Annotated in this window: 16 protein-coding genes and 1 tRNA gene; 10 read left to right on the forward strand and 7 right to left on the reverse strand. The window is 64.9% G+C overall.

All coding sequences use genetic code 11. The features are described 5' to 3' along the window. The first annotated feature begins 86 nt into the window (after positions 1 to 86). Complete coding sequence (locus ACQY46_RS16315; RefSeq protein ID WP_428697072.1) at positions 87 to 761, forward strand: HAD family hydrolase; 675 nt, start codon at positions 87 to 89, stop codon at positions 759 to 761. A 6-nt stretch (positions 762 to 767) separates the two neighbouring features. Here the strand turns inward: ACQY46_RS16315 and ACQY46_RS16320 are convergent, their stop codons facing one another. Then, the gene (locus ACQY46_RS16320; RefSeq protein ID WP_428697073.1) at positions 768 to 1,904 is read right to left on the reverse strand and encodes a GNAT family N-acetyltransferase; all 1,137 of its coding nucleotides are present in this window, start codon (positions 1,902 to 1,904) and stop codon (positions 768 to 770) included. 175 nt (positions 1,905 to 2,079) lie between these two features. Continuing rightward, complete coding sequence (locus ACQY46_RS16325) at positions 2,080 to 4,047, reverse strand: methyl-accepting chemotaxis protein (RefSeq protein ID WP_428697074.1); 1,968 nt, start codon at positions 4,045 to 4,047, stop codon at positions 2,080 to 2,082. Between the two features lie 330 nt (positions 4,048 to 4,377). Here ACQY46_RS16325 and ACQY46_RS16330 point away from each other — a divergent pair. Beyond that, a tRNA-Val gene (locus ACQY46_RS16330) sits at positions 4,378 to 4,452 on the forward strand. 230 nt (positions 4,453 to 4,682) lie between these two features. Next, a complete protein-coding gene (locus ACQY46_RS16335) occupies positions 4,683 to 4,961 on the forward strand; it encodes a PilZ domain-containing protein (RefSeq protein ID WP_428697075.1) in 279 nt (92 codons plus the stop codon). On the opposite strand, the gene ACQY46_RS16340 is transcribed toward ACQY46_RS16335, so the two are convergent. Continuing rightward, positions 4,936 to 5,850 carry a hypothetical protein gene (locus ACQY46_RS16340; RefSeq protein WP_428697076.1) on the reverse strand — a complete coding sequence of 305 codons (915 nt, stop codon included), beginning with the start codon at positions 5,848 to 5,850 and terminating at the stop codon, positions 4,936 to 4,938. The genes ACQY46_RS16335 and ACQY46_RS16340 overlap by 26 nt on opposite strands. Before the next feature lie 293 nt (positions 5,851 to 6,143). Between ACQY46_RS16340 and ACQY46_RS16345 the strand changes: the two genes are divergently transcribed. The 3 genes from ACQY46_RS16345 to ACQY46_RS16355 all read left to right on the forward strand — a co-directional run bounded on the left by ACQY46_RS16345 (position 6,144) and on the right by ACQY46_RS16355 (position 9,954). Beyond that, on the forward strand, positions 6,144 to 7,178 hold the full coding sequence (locus ACQY46_RS16345; RefSeq protein ID WP_428697077.1) for a GlxA family transcriptional regulator: 1,035 nt from the start codon (positions 6,144 to 6,146) through the stop codon (positions 7,176 to 7,178). 389 nt (positions 7,179 to 7,567) lie between these two features. After that, the gene (locus tag ACQY46_RS16350; protein ID WP_428697078.1) at positions 7,568 to 9,136 is read left to right on the forward strand and encodes a PAS-domain containing protein; all 1,569 of its coding nucleotides are present in this window, start codon (positions 7,568 to 7,570) and stop codon (positions 9,134 to 9,136) included. After that, a complete protein-coding gene (locus ACQY46_RS16355; RefSeq protein WP_428697079.1) occupies positions 9,133 to 9,954 on the forward strand; it encodes a response regulator in 822 nt (273 codons plus the stop codon). Before ACQY46_RS16350 ends, ACQY46_RS16355 begins: the two co-directional genes overlap by 4 nt. A 68-nt stretch (positions 9,955 to 10,022) precedes the next feature. On the opposite strand, the gene ACQY46_RS16360 is transcribed toward ACQY46_RS16355, so the two are convergent. Further along, a complete protein-coding gene (locus tag ACQY46_RS16360; RefSeq protein ID WP_428697080.1) occupies positions 10,023 to 10,571 on the reverse strand; it encodes a MarR family winged helix-turn-helix transcriptional regulator in 549 nt (182 codons plus the stop codon). 101 nt (positions 10,572 to 10,672) lie between these two features. Here ACQY46_RS16360 and dctP point away from each other — a divergent pair, with 101 nt between their 5' ends. Genes dctP through ACQY46_RS16380 form a run of 4 tightly spaced genes read left to right on the forward strand, consistent with a single transcriptional unit; the run spans position 10,673 to position 14,524 of the window. After that, positions 10,673 to 11,650, forward strand: coding sequence for a TRAP transporter substrate-binding protein DctP (gene dctP, locus ACQY46_RS16365; RefSeq protein ID WP_428697081.1), 978 nt, complete (start codon positions 10,673 to 10,675; stop codon positions 11,648 to 11,650). 50 nt (positions 11,651 to 11,700) lie between these two features. Next, a complete protein-coding gene (locus ACQY46_RS16370; RefSeq protein WP_428697082.1) occupies positions 11,701 to 12,210 on the forward strand; it encodes a TRAP transporter small permease in 510 nt (169 codons plus the stop codon). Beyond that, on the forward strand, positions 12,207 to 13,550 hold the full coding sequence (locus ACQY46_RS16375) for a TRAP transporter large permease (RefSeq protein ID WP_428697083.1): 1,344 nt from the start codon (positions 12,207 to 12,209) through the stop codon (positions 13,548 to 13,550). Before ACQY46_RS16370 ends, ACQY46_RS16375 begins: the two co-directional genes overlap by 4 nt. After that, a complete protein-coding gene (locus ACQY46_RS16380) occupies positions 13,547 to 14,524 on the forward strand; it encodes an alpha/beta hydrolase (RefSeq protein ID WP_428697084.1) in 978 nt (325 codons plus the stop codon). Before ACQY46_RS16375 ends, ACQY46_RS16380 begins: the two co-directional genes overlap by 4 nt. 229 nt (positions 14,525 to 14,753) lie before the next feature. Here ACQY46_RS16380 and ACQY46_RS16385 read toward each other — a convergent pair whose 3' ends face one another. The 3 genes from ACQY46_RS16385 to ACQY46_RS16395 form a co-directional block, all read right to left on the reverse strand. Further along, positions 14,754 to 15,554, reverse strand: coding sequence for an amino acid ABC transporter ATP-binding protein (locus ACQY46_RS16385; RefSeq protein ID WP_428697085.1), 801 nt, complete (start codon positions 15,552 to 15,554; stop codon positions 14,754 to 14,756). A 48-nt stretch (positions 15,555 to 15,602) separates the two neighbouring features. Further along, complete coding sequence (locus ACQY46_RS16390) at positions 15,603 to 16,781, reverse strand: amino acid ABC transporter permease (RefSeq protein ID WP_428700509.1); 1,179 nt, start codon at positions 16,779 to 16,781, stop codon at positions 15,603 to 15,605. A 127-nt stretch (positions 16,782 to 16,908) separates the two neighbouring features. Further along, positions 16,909 to 18,111 carry an amino acid ABC transporter permease gene (locus ACQY46_RS16395; protein ID WP_428697086.1) on the reverse strand — a complete coding sequence of 401 codons (1,203 nt, stop codon included), beginning with the start codon at positions 18,109 to 18,111 and terminating at the stop codon, positions 16,909 to 16,911. Between the last annotated feature and the right edge of the window lie 133 nt (positions 18,112 to 18,244).

Consider the following 18,244-nt stretch of genomic DNA (forward strand, 5'->3'; position numbering starts at 1 on the left):
ATGGCGCCTGCCGCACAGGTCTTGGTCCTCGCACCGCACGGCAAGCGCCTGTATAAGGCGCTGTCCGACCCTTGCGGAGCGCGCCAATGTCTTTCCCCGTTCTTCTCTTCGATCTCGACGGCACCCTGGTCGATACGAGCCACGATCTTGCCGCCGCGATCAACGCGGTGATGCGTGCCGAAGGCCACAACGAGATCAGCGTGGAACGCCTTGGCCATCTCTTCGGCCAGGGCGGACGGGCAATGCTGCGCAGGGCGCTGGCCGACAGCGGAGTGAGCGAACCGACGCCGGAGACCATCGAGCGGCTCAACCGTGACTTCATCGCCTTTTACCGCGCCGACATCGCCACCCTGAGCCGCCCCTTCCCCGGCGCCGTCGATGCGCTCGACACCCTGCGCGATGCCGGCTGGCAGATGGCCGTGTGCACCAACAAGACCGAGGTGGTCGCCCGTGAGCTGCTCGTCGAACTGGGCCTGATCGACCGTTTCCGGACGGTGGTCGGCGCCGACACCTTTGCCCGTCCGAAGCCCGACGCAATGCCGCTTCTCGGGGCGATAGGGCAGAGCGGGGGCCGTGTTGAGGGCTCGGTGATGATCGGCGACAGCCGGACCGATATCGATGCGGCACGCGCCGCCGGGCTGCCGGTGGTCGCCGTCACCTTCGGCTACACCGACACGCCGGTCTCGGAACTGGGGCCCGATGTCGTCATCGACCATTTCGACCAGCTCGCAGAAGCGCTGGCCGGTCTTGCGGGTGGCTGACCGGGGTCAGAAATCCACCAGCAACCGCGACCATGTCTCCGATGCGAAGCCGCCCGCATAGAACTGCCCCTGTCGTGCCGCCTCATTGACGGCATCGCGCCGGCTGGCAATGCAGAAGAAGCCGCGGTGGCGGAACGTGACGTGCGGGTGGCGCTGCAGCGCCGTCATGAGGAACCGCTGGGCCATGCCGCCGGCAAGCGCGTAGCCGGCATTGTCGAGTTCCGCATACAGGGCCGATACCGCGTCCGCCTCACGCTTTTCACGGCACAACAGGTTGAGAACCGTCGCCTTTCCCCGGCCACGGCCGCAATAGGCATAGGCGGCCACGGGCTTCGCATCGCTGCCGGTCACCAGCCTCAGGTGCAGCGGACCGAGATGTCGGTTGCCGGCAACGAGCTCGCCGAGCCAGGCGAGTTCCGCCGCATCCCAGTCCGGATGGACCGTGAAACGCGGGAGCATCGTCCTTGCCGCCGCCAGGAAACCGGCCCTGTCGGTTTCCTCGATACCGTATCCCGCGGGCATCTGCGCGCGCAGAGAGGGGCGCGCCCTGCGCACGAGCCTGTCGGGAAGACCGTGAGGAAGATAGGCCAGCGCCCGTCCGATGCGGCTGCGTCCCTGCGCCAGCCGCAGGGCGATGCCTCCCAGCGGCCGGAAGACACGCGTCCAGTCGAGGCTGTGAATGGGCAGCACCTGCCCGCCCGCCACCCGCCAGTGGTCGGCACTGACCGCGCGGGCCGTGTCGGAGAACAGGAGATCGTGATTGCGGGCCCTGAAATGGCGGGACAGCCAGGCAGCCCCCCGCTTGCCCTCGTTGCCATCCGCCATGAAGCTGCCCAGGAGCCGGCCGACGATCGGTTCGCCATCCGCCCGGAAGCGCATCGGCATGGACAGGATCGCCGCATGGATTTCACCCGGCGGCGCTTCATAGACGAGACTTCCCGTCCGCGGTGTCCAGTGGGGGCTGCCGAAGCACAGCGTCTCCAGATACGCTTCCAGCCCGTCATCGGGCGCGCGAACGCCGCCGCGAAACACCCTGGCGAACAGATCCGCGACCGCCGGCAGGTCGTCACGGCGCATCGCCCGCCCCGAATGGCAACTCGTCAGGTCCACGGATGTCAGCCCGTCCTTCGCATCCCGCTGCATCCTCGCTCCGCCATCCGGTTTCCAGGGTCACACACGCATAGTTGTCGGTGCCGCCAGTCTTGCACCCAGGTTTAAACGGACGTTACGTCCGGCGCCGAAATGCGCGCCCAACAAAGTAAAAGGGGCGCGGTCGCCCGCGCCCCTTGCATGTTTTCCCGCCAGAACCCGTGCCGGGTCAGGCGGCCCGGATATCACTCAGGAACCCCTTGATGCGATCGCGCAGCGTGTCCGACTGACGCGCCAGCGAGGTGGCCGCGGTCAGCAGCACCGTCGCGCTCTCGCCGGTTTCCGCCGCCCCGCGCGAGACATGCGACAGGGTCTCCGACACGTTCTGCGTGCCGCTTGCCACCTCGTGCACATTGCGGGCGATCTCGTTGGTCGCCCCCGATTGCTGGTCGACGGCGGCAGCGATTTCCGAGGAGATCAGGTTCATCTCGCCGATGACCTCGCCGATCCCCTCGATGGCGGTTGCAGCCTGGTTGGACACCGCCTGCATCGCCTGGATCTGCGTCGCGATTTCCTCGGTCGCCGACGCCGTCTGGTTGGCCAGGCTCTTCACTTCCGCGGCCACGACGGCAAACCCCCTGCCGGCCTCGCCCGCGCGGGCTGCCTCGATCGTCGCATTCAGCGCCAGAAGGTTGGTCTGCGCGGCGATGTCGTTGATCAGGCTGACGATCTGGCTGATCTTGTCGGTCGTCTGGACCAGACTGTGCACCGTCGCATTGGTCTGCTGCGCGGCATCGGAAGCACGGCCGGCGATGCGGTTGGAGTTCTCCACCCGGCTGGCGATCTCGGCGATGGACGAGGTCAGCTCCTCCGACGCTGCCGCGACGGAGCGCACGTTGACGGCCGATTCCTCGGACGCGGCGGCCGCCGCGGTAGCGCTCTGCGCGCTATCCTGCGAGGTGGCGGAAAGCTGCCGCGCCGTCCCCTCGACCTCGGCCGTGGCGGAGGTCACCGTCTCCAGCGCCGTGCTGACGTCGGCACCGAACAGGTCGATCAGCCGGTCGACGGCCTCGACACGCCGCTGCTTGGCCGCCTGCTCGGCCTGCTGTGCCTGTTCGAGCCGCGCGCGCTCGATGCTGTTGGCCTTGAACACCTCGACGGCGGCGGCGATCGCACCGATCTCGTCGCGGCGCTCCAGTCCCGGCACTTCGATGGCAAGGTCACCATCCGCAATCCGGCTCATCGCCGACGTGATGCTGTTGAGCGGCAGCGCCAGCAGGCGACGGAACACGGTGCCAAGCGTCAGCAGCATGACGGCGATCGCGATCAGCACCGCGACCAGTACCGTCTGGCGAAACTCGGCCACTTCGGCATAGGCCACATCGCGGTCAAGCGACATGCCCACATGCCAGTCGACGCCCGGCAGGCCCGGGATCGGCTCGAAGCGCACCAGCCGGTCGGAGCCGGCCGCGTCACGCGCCGGCTGCAAGTCTCCGGACAGGGAAATCGTCTCGCCGGGGAACACCTCCGCCAGCGTCCTGGAGATCATCTCCGCCTTCGGATGAATGAGGATCTTGCCGGAAGCATCCGCGATGAAGAGATAGCCGAGCGGGCCGAGATCGGATTCCGCCAGCATGCGGCGCACGGTATCGATGGCAAAGTCGCTGCCGACCACGCCGGCAACCGTTTCCCCGATCATGCGCGGCACCGCCACGGTGACCGTAAGTCCGCCGGACGTGGCATCGAGATAGGGTTCGGTGACCGTCGGCCCCTTCGCCGCCACCGCCGCCTCGTACCACGGCCGCTTGCGCGGATCGTAGCCTTCGGGCATCTCGGTCGACGGCCAGCTGATCATCACGCCTTCGGAGGTGCCGTAATAGGTCATGTCGAAGGTTGTAACGAGCGCGGGAAGATTGAAGCGCTCGGGCATCACCTCCCCGTTCGGCAGGTCCTTGAGCCCCTGTGCCGCCGTTTCGGTGAGCAAAACCCTGCCACCCAGCCAGGTCTCGACGCTGCGCGCCATCGCCTTGCCGAGAATGGTCATGTTCTCTGTGACCTTTTCAGCCGTGTCGGCACGCTTCACCACATCGTTGTAGAAGGCGAAGCCCGCGAACACGAACACGATCACCATCGTCGCCGCGGCAAGGATGCGGGTCATGAGCCCCTTGCCGCCGACTGACATCTTGCTGATTGGCATACGAAACTCTCCGTGAGGTCCCCGCGGAAAGACGTCACGCGGGATAGCTTTCCCGCAGATTTACGCCTGATTCGTAACCAAAGAATTGAATACTAACTCTACGTCACAACGGGCCGCAGGCGTGTATACGCCGCGCGCCGCAATCGTCGCGCGCGTATCCGGGCCGGCAATCTTGAATGCGCCTCTCCTGCATGGAGCGAATACGCCGCGAAGACGTGCCGGCGCCCGACGACCGGGCCGGATGCCGGCCTTGCCTGTTCGAAAACGTCATTTGCCTATTGCCTATCCCCCCGACCTATAATAGACCTCCGCCACCAGCCGACACGGCCAGGGCGATTAGCTCAGCGGGAGAGCACTCCCTTCACACGGGAGGGGTCACTGGTTCAATCCCAGTATCGCCCACCATTCCTTTGTTTCCCCCTACAAAACAAACCGCTGCGACCTGCCTTCGAGCGGCTCCTCATCCCGAATGCGCGGCGACGAACTGCGTCTGCGCCGTCCGGCTTGCAGATGACGGCGCGACTACGTAACGCTACGGAACATATTGACGCGGCAGGAGACGGTGAAACAATGGGATCACTCACCCTGCCGCGCCTGCGTTCGCCCCGTTTCACAGGGGCACAAGGAATTTGCCGATGGACGACTCTCGCAAGAAGACCCGCGTGAGAACCCTGAAACAGGGACGCGTCGTGCTCGCCGGAAAGGGCGGGTTCGGAATCGACTGCCGCATCGTCAACATGTCCTCGAAAGGCGCGCGGCTGAAGCTGGAGACGCCGCTGGTCACCGACGGCGCGGTCGAACTTGTCTTCCTTCCCGAGAACATTCGCGCCGAACTCACCATCATCTGGCGCAAGGACAACGAGATCGGCGTGGAATTCGCCGAGCCCATCACCTGGATGAAAAATCTCGACTGACCTGCCCGCAGGCCGCTCCCGCACGCCCGATGTCGGCAAGCAGGTTCCGATAGGCCGCATGGGTGCTCGGCGCGGCAGTGCGCGTCAGGTAGGAAAGCAGTTCCCTCCCCTCCAGCACGTCCGAGACAAAGGCGTTGGCGAAGGCCTCCGCCGTATGGCCGACCGTCAGGGAAGGCCCGGATACGGCCGGAAAGCGGTTGTAATAGCCCCGTGAACGCCCGCCGCCCTCAAGGTCGTAGACGGCCCCGATGAAATCTCCGACGCTGGCCAGCGCATAGGCCATCAGCCGCGCTGTCTCGCGGGTCTGCCGGCTGCGTCTCGGGTCTTGCCCCGCACCCTCCATTGGCGTCATTCGTTCGGCGAGTTCCCGCAGCGCCTCGCGCGGCGCGCCGTCATGCCAGGCCCGCGCGAAGGTCGCCGCCGCCTTGGCATGCGGCAGCGTGCGCAGCAGCACCGCGCGCGCGCCGGCGGGGAAGCGGCACAGTCCCCCGGTTCCCTCGCTTCCCCTCTGGCGCTTCGGCAGCCGGCGTTCGGCGGCGATACGCGCGCCAAGCCGGGCCCGGTCGCGGCGGATCGCCGGCGCCAGCGCGATCGAGCGCGCACCCGCCACGCCTCGCCCGTGCATGTCGATGGCATGTCCGATCTCGTGGGCGAATACGCCGAGCCAGACCTTTCCCTCTGCCGTGCGCTCCCAGCGCGGCGGCACCACCACATAGTGATGCTCGGGCCTGTACAAGCCGCGCGCGCCGGCGAAATACTTGCGCCGCACGGGCGGTGTCGCATTGAAGGCGCGGACCGCGTCCGGATGAGCGCTCGCGGCAAGGTCCTTCACATAGCGTCGTTCGAACGGCGTCCGCACAGCGAAGCCGGCATGGGTTCGTTCGGACAAGCCCCCTCGGCGCCCCCGTCATCGACGGCCCATCATTGCCCGCCCGTCATTGCCGACCCGTCATCGACGGCCCATCATTGCCGGCAAGGGATTGAGCATGCGTTCACCGCGCATCGACGGCGGCGGCCATGACATTTTGTTGAAGCGCGCCCCGTTTATTTCATGATTTCAGCCATAAGCTGCATTCACATGTATTCAAAGCCAAATTTATTTGACAAGTCTGCTGGGCGCTCACAAACTAAACGGAACAAGAAGCATAAGCTTTCCAGACGTCTACAGATCGGGCGCAGCGCATGACGGCACAGACCGGCACCACCGAAAAACAATCGGTGGCTCTTATCCTTTTGGATCAGTTTTCGCTGATCGCCTTCACCTCGACCATCGAGCCGATCCGCATCGCCAACAGGGTGCTCGGCGACGAGTTCTATTCCTGGAAGACCTATTCGGTCGACGGCAACACCGTCCAGGCGAGCAACGGCTGCTACATGTCGGTCAATGGCGCCATCGCCGACATAGAGGACGCCGACATCACGCTGATCTGTTCCGGGGTCGACGTTGAGCGCATTCCGCTGCCCAGGGAGCTCGGCACCAAGCTGCGCAAGCTGAACGCGCGCGGGCGCACCTATGGCGCGGTCTGCACCGGTTCCTACGTACTGGCGCGCTACCACCTTCTCGACGGCCGTCGCTGCACCATTCACTGGGAGAACCTGCGCTCCTTCCGCGAGGAGTTCCCAGAGATCGAGGTGTCCGGCGACCTCTTCGCCATCGACCGCAACTGCATCACCTGCGCCGGCGGAATGGCCGCGCTCGACATGATGCTGCGCGTCATCGCCATCCAGCACGGCGCCTATCTGGCGCACGAGGTGGCCGAAGTCGCGCTCTACCAGAACATGCGCTCCGGCGAGAGCGCGCAGCGTCACGACCTGGAGAGCCGCACCGGCATCTCCAACGTCAAGATCCTCGACGCGATCCGCATCATGGACCTGCATATCGAGGATCCGCTCTCCTGCCAGCAGCTGGCAATGACGGTGAACCTCAGCCCGCGCCAGCTCGAGCGGTTGTTCCGCCGCCATTTCGACTGCACCCCAGGCCAGTACTATCTCAAGCTCCGGCTGGAAACGGCCCGCGACCTGCTTCGCCGCACCAACCGCGCGGTGCTCGACGTGGCGATTGCCTGTGGCTTCGCATCGACCTCGCATTTCACCAAATGCTACCGGGAGCGCTACAACTGCACCCCGACCGAGGAGCGGCAGTCCTATTTCTGGGCGCAGGGCGGCCGCAAGGCGCCGATGCGAGGCGCCGCCGCGCGTCTCGTGACGGTCAGCTGACACGACGAACCTTCGCCGCCGGCACCCGCAAAACGAGGGCGCCTGGGCGACCTAGGTAGTCATGCGGAGACGGTGCCGAACGGGCACTGGCCGACCGGCCGCGAACACTTCCCCTCCCTCTTCCATGAAACCCCAAGTTGTTGTTGTGGCTAGTAAATTGACTGGCCGGCGACGCATGGCCGTGTTCGCCCCCCAGCCGGGACACCTGACCGGAAGTCAGCGTTCCGCGACGTCGAACGGCGTTTTTGAAAGGTCCCGTTAAGGCCGTTTTTGACTTCAGCTTCGAATCTCCGTCTTTCGTGCTCTAGTCGAGGACCGCAACCAGAGCGTTCCCAGAACAGGACCTCCAAGTGAACCATTTCATCCGGGACGGAAGTTCTGAAAGAAGCGTGCTGAAGCACCTTTTGGCCACCGTGCACCAGGGCATCACGGTGCTGGATCCCGACCTGCGACTGGTGCTGGCCAATGAAACGGCCAGACAGTTGCTCGACCTGCCCGTCGAACTCATCGAACGCATGGCCAACTTCGAGGATTTTCTGCGCTTCAACGCCGAGCGCGGAGACTATGGTCCCGGCGACGTGGAAACGCTCGTGCAGGACCGGTTGACGCTTGCCCGCCGGCGCGAGGCGCATGACTTCGAGCGTCACCGCCCGGACGGCACCGTCTTGCGGGTTCAGGGAACCCCGATGCCCGACGGCGGCTTCGTCACGATCTACACCGACGTGACCGAGGCTCACCACAGGGAAGTCGCGGATGCCGAGAAACGCGACCTGCTCGAGGAGCGGCTGGAAGAACGCACCGCGGAACTGCGCAAGGGTCACGACCTGCTGGTCAATGCGGTCAACGCGGTCAATGACGGCCTTGTCGTCGTCGACACGCAGGGCCGGATCATCCTCACCAACGAGACCTTCGACACCCTGTTCCCGAGCGAGCGGAGCTGGGTCGTAGACGGTGCCGACATTGTCGCCACGATGCAGCGCTTCGGCCCGGCCGGTCTGGCGGAAGCCCTTGAGGGGCTGGAGAACGATCCCGAGACGCCGTGCGAATTCCGCATGGCCAGGGACAGGTGGTATCGCGTCAGCCGGCGCGCCACCGGCGAGAACGGGATGGTGACCTACAAGTTCGCTGACGTCACGACCTTCAAGGACCAGCACCGCACGCTGCAACGGCACACCGACAAGCTCGTGAAGATGTTGCGCGACGAGCAGAAGATCAACGAGATGCAGCGCGAGTTCGTGTCGATGGCCTCGCACGAATTCCGCACCCCGCTTGCCATCATCGACAGCAATGCCCAGCGTCTGAAGCGCGGTCTCGACCGGCTTGCCAGCACGGCGGCCGATGCGGTGCTGGACACGGACGCGGTCACCAAACGTCTCGCAAACATCCGGGAATCGGTCGACCGGATGCAGTATCTGATCAACCGCTTCCTGAGTTTCTCCCAGCACCAGTCGGGCGCGCTCGAGATCAAACCGGAGCCCTCGCCGCTCAAGGAACTCATCCAGCGTGTCTGCAAGCGCCAGCAGAGCGTCTGCGCAACCCATCGCATCGACACGGATCTCGATCGTCTGCCGGACAGCGCAATGATCGACGCCCGCCTTTTCGAGCAATGCGTGAGCAACATCCTGTCCAATGCCATCAAGTATTCTCCCGGCAAGGACAGTATCCGCGTCGAAGGGCTGACCGACAACCGCTCTACCGTCATTCGCTTCGTGGACCAGGGGGTCGGCATCCCCGAGAACGAGATCCCGAAGATCTTCAACCGCTACTATCGTGCCTCCACTTCCAGCGGCATTCCGGGAACCGGAATCGGGCTGAACATGACGGAGATGATCATCTCGGAACACCGGGGACGGCTGCTCGTCACCAGCCAGGTCGGGCAAGGCACAGTCGTGGAAATCCGCCTTCCCCATCACGGGGAAACCACCGGCACCCCCCTCTCAGGCGAGGCCGTGACATGACCAAGAAAAAAATACTCTGCATCGAGGACGAAACGCTTCTGCTCGAGGACCTCCAGGAAGAACTTGAGGAGGCCGGCTACGAGGTTCTCACCGCTTCCAACGGCAAGGAGGGGCTGGAGCGTCTCGCCACCCAGACGCCGGACCTGATCATCTGCGACGTGATGATGCCGAACATGGGCGGCCCCGAAGTCCTGGAGCGCATCCGCAAGGACCTGCCGCAGCTGACGCGCGTGCCCTTCATCTTCCTGACCGCCCTCGCCACCCGCGAGGACATCATCCAGGGCAAGAAGCTCGGCGCCGACGATTATCTGACCAAGCCGCTCGATTTCGACATGCTGCTGGCGACGGTCGAAACCCGGCTGAAGGAAGTCGAGCGCATCAGCCTGGCGCACAGGATGCAGTTGAAGAAGATCGAAAAGGCCGTGCGCCAGTCGCGCGAGGTGCACAAACGCCCGCTTCGCGTCTCGATCGTCAGCGGCATGCCGAAGGTCACGGAACCGATCCGCGCCGCGCTGGAGGAACTGGGATGCGAGGTGATCCTCGTCCCGGAGGAGAAGCTGAAGACGAAGAGCCTCGACATCGGGTCGCAGGACCTTGTTTTCCTCGTCTACAGCAAGATCGTCCACTTCTTCCTGCAATACATGACCAACTCGGGCGTACGCCCGAAGCAGGGCAAGATCGTCCTGCTGGCGCCGCCGCACATGACGGACGGCGTCCGCAGCGGCCTGGCGGAAACCGGGGTCGACGAGTTCATCGAATACCCCTACCGGCCGGTCGACGTGTTCAAGCTGGTGATGGGCTGCCTGCAGCCGGCGTGACAGGTCCTGCGCGGCATCCGCGGCGGACCTGATATCCGCCGCCTCACCGCCATCCGGTCCCCCTCGCCTTACTCGGACCCCACCCAGTCCGGCATCGCATAGATCATCTTGGCCAGCAAAGCGTCGAACGTGGCGCACTCCGCCGCGCTGAGAACGGCACGCATCGCCCTCTGGCGGGTCTCGAACAACGGCACCACGCGCGAGATCACGTCCTGCCCCGCCTCCGTCAGTCGGAGCAGCTTCGCCCGCTTGTCGCCGGCATCCGTCTCCCGCTCGATCAGCGATTTGCCGAGCAGGTCGGAAACCGCCCGGCTGATCGAGTTCTTGGGCAGGCCCGTTGCCAGGCTGACATCGCGCGCCACCAGCCCCGGCTTCTGCAACAAGCTGAACAGGATCACGAATTCGGGCCGTGACAAACCGAAGCGCTCGCCAAGATCCCGGTAGATCGGTCCGGTGAAGAAGTTGGCGATGAAGCTGATGCTCCACGCCGGCACAAGCTGCGTGTCGTTGAGCATCGTCACGGCAAGCGCACCGAAACGTGCGCGCAGCGCCTGCTCGGCGGTGTCATGCGAGATCCCGCCGGTTGTCCCGGAACTGGCGGTGGCGTCTTCGGGCATGGCGTTTCCCTTGAGATAAAGGTTCCAAATGGAACTTTACTTTTGGTTCCAGATGGCACTATATCTCTCTCATAAGCGTTGAACACGCAAGGGAGGATGACATGCGCAAGACACTGGTTCTGGCCGGAGCCCTGGTGGCAAGCCTGCTGGCCGGAGCGGCCGAGGCCCGCGAACTGAGGCTTCTCGGCGGTTTTCCGGAGAATTTCGTTTTCACACGGGAGATCGCGACGCCCTTCATCGAGACGCTTTCGCGGGAAACCGGCGGCTCGCTGAGTGTCACGTTCACCGGCCCCGATGCGGTTCCCGGCCTTGAGCAGTTCGAACCCGTTCAGGCTGGCGCCTTCGACATGCTGTTCACCCACCCTGCCTATCACGCCGGAACGACGCCGGTCGGACTGTCCATCGACGCCATCGCGACCGATCCCGAAAAACGCCGTTCCTCGGGAGTGATCGACTTTATCGACGCCCACTACCGCACGCTCGGCATGAAGCTGATCGCGGCGCCGGCAACCGGAACCAAGGGATTCCGCTACTTTCTCAAGCAACCGGTGACCGGCAGCCCGGGCCTTCAGGGCCGCAAGATTCGCGGCACCGTCTCCTACCATCCGATGATCGAGGCGCTTGGCGGCAGCGGCGTCGTCATGGGCGGCGGCGATGTCTATTCGGCACTGCAGACCGGCGTCATCGACGGCGCCGCCTGGGGACTGTCCGGCGCCCGGGACTTCAAGTGGAACGAGGTCGCCGGTTACATGGCCGATCCCGTCTTCGGCCAGGTCGGACTGATGATCTTCATGAACCTGGACACATGGAACGACCTCGCCGACGATGAGCGGGCCGCTATCGAGCGGGCGGCGCTGCAACTCGAACGCGACAGCATCGCCCGTTTCGATGAGTTGGCCGCCCGGGAAAAAAGCGACCTGCTTGAACTCGGCATGAAGATGACAAGCTTCTCCCGGGAGGAGGCGCAGCGCTTCGAGGCGCTCTGGTCGAACGGTGTCTGGGCCGTGGCCGAGAAAAGCGCGCCCGGGCCGGTCGGCGAGTTGCGAGAACTGGCCCGCGGCGCCGGACTGACGGACTGACGCTGAAGAGCCGGCGCCACAACCATCACGCAACAGCACGGACGCGCTCCATGCACCGCCTCGCCCTCGCCCATGATCTTGCCTCCCGCGGGCTCTTCCTGCTCGCGGGATGCGGGCTTGTCGCGGCCACGCTGCTTTATGTCTTCGAGGTTGTCGCCCGCTACCTCTTCGATGCCCCGACGACATGGTCCGGCGAGGCGGTGCAATACGCCCTCGCGCTCGTGATCTTCTGCGCCCTGCCCGAGATCACCCGCACCCGCGCCCATGTCGCCATCGACCTCGTGCCAGAAATGGCCGGACCGCGCCTGGCCCTGTGGCTTGGCCGGTTCAACCTGGCGGTCGCGACGATCGCCTGCGCTGTCTCCGGCTGGATCGTCGGCGGAGAAGCCGTGAAACAGTTCCAGCGTGGCCTGATGACGAACGCCGCGAATCCGATCCCGCGCTGGTGGATCACGGCCGTTATCGCGCTTGGCCTGGCAAGCGCCGCCGTGCACCTGGCGCGCCAGTTCGCCCAGACCCGCTCTCAGCCCCGCTCTCAGCCCCGCGAGATACATCGATGACGTGGGCCGTGTTCCTGCTCGTCGCCATCGGACTGCTTCTGGCGCTCCTGTTTGCCGGCGTGCGCATCTTCGCCGCTTTCCTGGCGCTCAACCTCGTCGGCCTGACCCTGTTGCTCGGGCCGCGCGGTTTCGGCCTGTTTTCCAACTCCATATACGAGACGGCAACCTCCCAGTCGCTGATGACCGTCGCGCTTTTCGTGCTGATGGGCGAGGTCCTGTTCCGGTCCGGCACCGTCGCCGTCCTGTTCGACAGCATCGACCGGCTGGTGGGCCGGCTGCGGGGCCGCCTCTATGTGGTGACCATCGCGCTTTCCACCGTCTTCGGCGCGTTGTCGGGCTCCGCCGTCGCCGTCGCGGCCATGCTCGGCCGTTCGGTCCTGCCTCTGATGCAGGAGCGGGGCTACGACACGCGCCTCTCCGCCGGCACGATCCTCGCCGGCGCCAGCCTTGCTCCCATCATCCCGCCGAGCCTGCTGGCAATCATTGTCGGCTCGCTTGCCGATGTCTCCATCGCCGGCCTGCTCGTCGCCGGCATCGTTCCAGGCATCCTGTTCGCAAGCCTCACCCTTGGCTGGGTCCTGCTCAGCGGCGACAGCGCCGCCACGCGGCCATCGGCCCCACCTCCAGGCATTCCGGCTTCGGATGTTCCGGCTTCAGGTGTCCCGGTTTCAGGCACCGGTCTTTCGGTGCCCCTGGCCATCGCCCGCATGCTGCCCTTCCTGATTGTCGTCTTCTCCGTCATGGGCCTGATCCTGCTGGGCATCGCCACGCCCTCGGAAGCCGCCGCCACCGGCGTCGTCGGCGCGGTCATCGTTGCAGCGCTGTTCGGCCGGCTGTCGGTGCGCATGCTCGGCGATGCGGTTGCTTCGGCCGTCACCATATCCGGCGTCATTCTCGTCATCGTCTGTTCGGCCAAGCTTTTCAGTCAGCTGCTGTCCCTGGCCGGCGCGACGCGCGGCCTCGTCGCCCTGACCGGGGAGCTTGGTCTTGGCCCGGACTTCACCCTTCTCCTGATGATGCTGATTCCGTTCCTTCTGTGCATGTTCATCGACCAGATCGCCTTCATGCTGCTCGCCGTGCCGATCTATCAGCCGGTGGTCGCCGCCATGGGTTATGATCCGATCTGGTTCTGGACATTGTTCCTGATCATCCTGACGGTCGGCAGCCTGACGCCCCCGTTCGGTTACACGCTCTTTGCCCTGCGCGGCGCCAATCCCTCGCTCAGCACGGCACGTGTCTTTTCCGCCGCGTGGCCGGTGGTCGGCATCTTCCTTGCCGGCATGCTGATCCTTTGGGCGGTGCCCGCGCTCGTCACCACGATCCCGGCGCTGCTCAAATGAGCTGGCGACGGCATGACACCGCGACCTCGCATTTTGTCGCCTCGACGGATGACCCGGAGCTGCGGCTGCACCTGCGCGCCCATGGCGACGAACCCGGCCGCATCCCCGTCCTGTTCGTTCATGGCGCGACCTATGCCAGCCGGCTTTATGACGTGCCGCACCCTGGGGCAAGCTGGCTGAAAGCGACCGCGCTTGCGGGCTTCGCCGCCTATGCGATCGACATTCGCGGCTACGGAAAGTCGCATTCGCCGGCCATGGAGCGTTCAGGCAGGCCCTATGCCTGCGCCGCCATGGCACGGCGCGACATCGACGATGCCGTGACCTGGATCCTTGCCCGCCACGACCGGTCGCGGCTGCATCTCGTTGGCGGTTCCTGGGGGTCCATCACCACCGCATCCTATGTCGCCGGCATCGGCGGAAGCCGGATCGACCGGCTGGTTCTCTATGCACCGATTTTCGCGAAGAAGAACGACGGCTGGCTGTCGCTGCTTGCCGATCCCCACGACACCGCGCGCCTCAACCCGAATTTCGGCGCCTGCCGCCTTGTCAGCGAAACCGGCACACGGGCCCGTTGGGACGCGGAAATGCCCGAGGGCGCGAACTGGCGCGACGAGGACGTCTTTCAGGCGATGGTGCGCGCTTCGCTTGCCGACGACCCGCATTCGGCACGCCACGATCCGCCCGCCTTTCGCGCGCCGAACGGCACCTTCGTCGATCTGTTCGAAGCCTTCAGCGCCCGCCCGCTCTACGATCCGGCCGCGATCCGCGCACCCGTGTTGCTGATCCGCGGCGGCGCCGACCCCACCTCGACACGCGCCGATGCACTGCAGCTCCTCGACCGCCTCGCCTCGCGGCAAAAGCACTATCTGGAGATTGCCAACGGCGCCCATTTCGTCAGCGCCGAACGACAGGCCCCGTCCGTTTTCGATGCGGCAACGCGCTTTCTGCAAGACGGCGCCCCACACGCAAGATAGCCACAACTCCTGTGGCAGCCGACATGGCGCGCAAGGAGGTCCTGGCCCTCGCCCTCAGGCAGAACAGCCCGGAAACCGCGATGCCGGTACAGCTGGCGCCGGACAAAACCGGCCCCCTCTCCGCACGGCACAAAAAAGCGCGGACCATCGCAGGTCCGCGCCTTTCGCTCTTCTCGCGTCGCAACGGCAGGCACACCGGATACAGGCGTCCGCACGCCGTGCCCTGCCCTCAGTGCAGGATCTGGCTGAGGAACAGCTTGGTGCGCTCGTGCTGCGGGTTGGTGAAGAACGGCTCGGGCTCGTTCTGCTCGACGATCTGACCCGCATCCATGAAGATGACCCGGTTGGCCACCTGGCGGGCAAATCCCATTTCGTGGGTGACGCAAAGCATGGTCATGCCCTCTTCGGCAAGACCGACCATCACGTCGAGCACTTCCTTGATCATCTCCGGATCGAGCGCCGAGGTCGGCTCGTCGAACAGCATGATCTTGGGGCTCATGCACAGCGAACGGGCGATCGCGACGCGCTGCTGCTGGCCGCCGGACAGCTGCCCCGGATACTTGCTCGCCTGCTCGGGGATCTTCACCCGCTCCAGGTAGTGCATGGCGATTTCCTCGGCCTTGGCCTTGGGCATCTTGCGCACCCAGATCGGCGCCAGCGTGCAGTTTTCCAGGATCGTCAGATGCGGAAACAGGTTGAAGTGCTGGAAGCACATGCCGACCTCGCGGCGGATCTCGTCGATCTTCTTGAGATCGTCCGTGAGTTCGATCCCGTCGACGACGATGGAACCCTTCTGGTGCTCCTCCAGCCGGTTGATGCAGCGGATCATCGTCGACTTGCCCGAGCCCGAAGGGCCGCAGATCACGATGCGCTCGCCGCGCATGACCTTCAGGTTGATATCGCGCAGCACGTGGAAATCCCCGTACCACTTGTTCATGTTGGTGATCTCGATGGCCACATCCGTGTCCGACACCGTCATCTTGCTGCGGACGGCGGGGATGCTCTCGGCCTCGACTGCGTTCTCGGTCATGTCACTTGCTCCAAATTCGAATGTCGGTCGCTCCGGGGTCCGCGCGCGTCAGCGCGCGTGACCGGTATGCAGGCGGCGCTCCATGTAGATGGAGTAGCGCGACATGCCGAAGCAGAAGATCCAGAAGACGAAGGCCGCGAAGATGAAGCCCGTCGCCGGCGTGTTGGGTGAGGCCCAGTTGGAGTCCGAGAAGTTCAGCGTCACGATGCCGAGCAGGTCGAACAGCCCGATGATCAGCACCAGGCTCGTATCCTTGAACAGGCCGATGAAGGTGTTGACGATGCCGGGAATGACCAGTTTCAGCGCCTGCGGCATGATCACCAGCCCGATACCCTGCCAGAACGACAGGCCCATCGCGTCGGCCGCCTCGTACTGCCCCTTGGGGATCGCCTGCAACCCGCCACGCACCACCTCGGCCATATAGGCGGAGGCAAACAGTGCGACGCCGATCAGCGCCCTGAGCAGCTTGTCGAAATTGACGCCGTCAGGAAGGAACAGAGGCAGCATCACCGAGGACATGAACAGCACGGTGATCAGCGGCACGCCGCGCCAGAACTCGATGAAGATCACCGAGATCAGCTTCACCGCCGGCAGTTTCGACCGGCGCCCGAGAGCCAGGACGATACCCAGCGGGAACGAGGCGACGATGCCGACGATGGCAACCACCAGGGTCACCAGCAACCCGCCCCACAGCTGCGTTTCGACATAGACAAGCCCGAAGTCGAAGGACACCACACCGAAGACGAGCGCCAGCGCTGCCCACCCGGACAAGACCGCGGTCAGCGGCCCGGCGAGCGGGATGCCGGCGTTCATGCACACCATCGTCGTGACGGCCAGAAGAACGCCGCCGATGATCGCAAAACCAAGCCAGAAGGTGCCGGAAATGTCTACATTGCCGCCGGTCAGCAATATGAAGCCGACAATCGGGAAGACGACCAGCAGGTAGATCACCGTCTCCCGCTTGAACGGCACCTGCGGGATCGCCGCCGGCACCAGGCCGGCGATCAAAAGCAGGCCGGTCAGGTCCACCCGCCAGCGCTCCGGATCCGGATAGCGGCCATACATGAACTGACCGAACTTGGCATAGACAAAGGCCCAGCAGGCTCCGGCGCCTTCGGCGACGCAGGCATCGCGGCCGGTGCCGGTCCAGACCGCGTCGATGAACAGCCAGTTGATGATCGGTGGCAGGATCAGCGCCAGGATGGCAATGCCGACAATCGTCAGGATCGAGTTTGCGACGCTGTCGAACAGGTTGTCCCTCACCCAGCCGATGGCGCCGGTCTTGGTCACCGGCGGCGGCAGGCTGGGCGCCTCGTCCTTGCGCAAGTAGGCGATCTTGTTGGTGGTCATCGCCCTACCTCTCCACCAGCGCCATGCGCGCGTTGTACCAGTTCATGAAGCCCGAGGTGAGCAGCGACAGGGTGAGGTAGACGAGCATCGTGATGATGATCACCTCGACGGCCTGGCCGGTCTGGTTGAGCACCGTTCCCGCGAACACCGCGACCAGATCGGGATAACCGATCGCGACCGCGAGCGAGGAGTTCTTGGTCAGGTTCAGGTACTGGCTGGTCAGCGGCGGAATGATCACCCGCATCGCCTGCGGGATGACGACGAGTTGCAGCGTGCGCCGCGGCCGGAGACCGAGCGAGAAGGCGGCTTCCGTCTGGCCGTGCGAGACGGCCAGGATACCGGCACGCACGATCTCCGCGATGAAGGCCGCAGTGTAGAGCGACAGGCCGAGCAGGAGCGCCATGAATTCCGGGTTGACGACGACGCCGCCGCGGAAATTGAACCCCTTGAGCTCCGCGTAGGCGAGCTCCATCGGCATGCCGGCGAGCAGGAAGGCCAGCAGCGGCAGGCCCAGGATCAGGCCGAGGCCGACGAAGCCGCTGGGGAACTGCTTGCCCGTTGCCAGCTGGCGCTTGCGTGCCCAGCGGGACAGGCCGAAGGCGCCGGCGATGGCGGCGATCAGGGCGTAGCCGATCAGCGAGGATCCCGGCTGGCCGACGATCTCCGGCAGGATCAGGCCGCGATTGTTGAGGAAGACCCCGGAAAGCGGTTCCAGCGACTGGCGCGGCGACGGCAGCACCGACAGCACGGCCTTGTACCAGAACAGCAGTTGCAGCAGCAGCGGGATGTTGCGCAACAGCTCGACATACCAGGTGGCGAGCTGGCGGATCACGAAATTCTTGGAGAGCCGCGAGATACCGACGATGAAGCCGAGCACGGTGGCGATCAGGATACCGATCGCGGCGACCAGCAGCGTGTTCAGCAGGCCCACGAGGAAGGCGCGGAAATAGCTGCTGTCATTCGTGTACTGGACCAGTGTCTGCGAGATGTCGAAGCCGGCGCGCTCGGAGAGAAACCCGAGTCCGGAAGCGATCCCAGCACGTTCCAGGTTGATCTTCGCGTTATAGGCGAAGAAGGCAAGCATCCCGAAAAGGAAAGCGACGACGAGCACCTGGAAGACCACACCGCGCACGCGCGGATTGTAGAACCAGGATGTACCCGATGCGCCGCCCGTTTGCTCGCCAAGGGCAGAGCTCGCAGGTGTCATGTCAGACAAGTTCCCCTCGCCCGGACCGGCTGTCTTCAGCCTGATCCGTAAAACCAACCCGCTTTGCGGGCATGCCCGGCCCGGTACGACCAGGCTCGGTTTTCACTGAAAGGCCGGCCCGGCACATCATGCG

It is taken from the genome of Stappia sp. (assembly GCF_965276915.1).
Lineage (GTDB): Bacteria > Pseudomonadota > Alphaproteobacteria > Rhizobiales > Stappiaceae > Stappia.

Bases quoted from the DNA above. Each gene is read 5' to 3' on its own strand.
- ACQY46_RS16315 (WP_428697072.1), top strand. From the start codon at position 87: ATGTCTTTCCCCGTTCTTCTCTTCGATCTCGACGGCACCCTGGTCGAT.
- ACQY46_RS16385 (WP_428697085.1), bottom strand. From the start codon at position 15,554: ATGACCGAGAACGCAGTCGAGGCCGAGAGCATCCCCGCCGTCCGCAGC.
- ACQY46_RS16360 (WP_428697080.1), bottom strand. From the start codon at position 10,571: ATGCCCGAAGACGCCACCGCCAGTTCCGGGACAACCGGCGGGATCTCG.
- ACQY46_RS16370 (WP_428697082.1), top strand. From the start codon at position 11,701: ATGCACCGCCTCGCCCTCGCCCATGATCTTGCCTCCCGCGGGCTCTTC.
- ACQY46_RS16375 (WP_428697083.1), top strand. From the start codon at position 12,207: ATGACGTGGGCCGTGTTCCTGCTCGTCGCCATCGGACTGCTTCTGGCG.
- dctP (WP_428697081.1), top strand. From the start codon at position 10,673: ATGCGCAAGACACTGGTTCTGGCCGGAGCCCTGGTGGCAAGCCTGCTG.
- ACQY46_RS16395 (WP_428697086.1), bottom strand. From the start codon at position 18,111: ATGACACCTGCGAGCTCTGCCCTTGGCGAGCAAACGGGCGGCGCATCG.
- ACQY46_RS16325 (WP_428697074.1), bottom strand. From the start codon at position 4,047: ATGCCAATCAGCAAGATGTCAGTCGGCGGCAAGGGGCTCATGACCCGC.
- ACQY46_RS16320 (WP_428697073.1), bottom strand. From the start codon at position 1,904: ATGCAGCGGGATGCGAAGGACGGGCTGACATCCGTGGACCTGACGAGT.
- ACQY46_RS16380 (WP_428697084.1), top strand. From the start codon at position 13,547: ATGAGCTGGCGACGGCATGACACCGCGACCTCGCATTTTGTCGCCTCG.
- ACQY46_RS16335 (WP_428697075.1), top strand. From the start codon at position 4,683: ATGGACGACTCTCGCAAGAAGACCCGCGTGAGAACCCTGAAACAGGGA.
- ACQY46_RS16345 (WP_428697077.1), top strand. From the start codon at position 6,144: ATGACGGCACAGACCGGCACCACCGAAAAACAATCGGTGGCTCTTATC.
- ACQY46_RS16355 (WP_428697079.1), top strand. From the start codon at position 9,133: ATGACCAAGAAAAAAATACTCTGCATCGAGGACGAAACGCTTCTGCTC.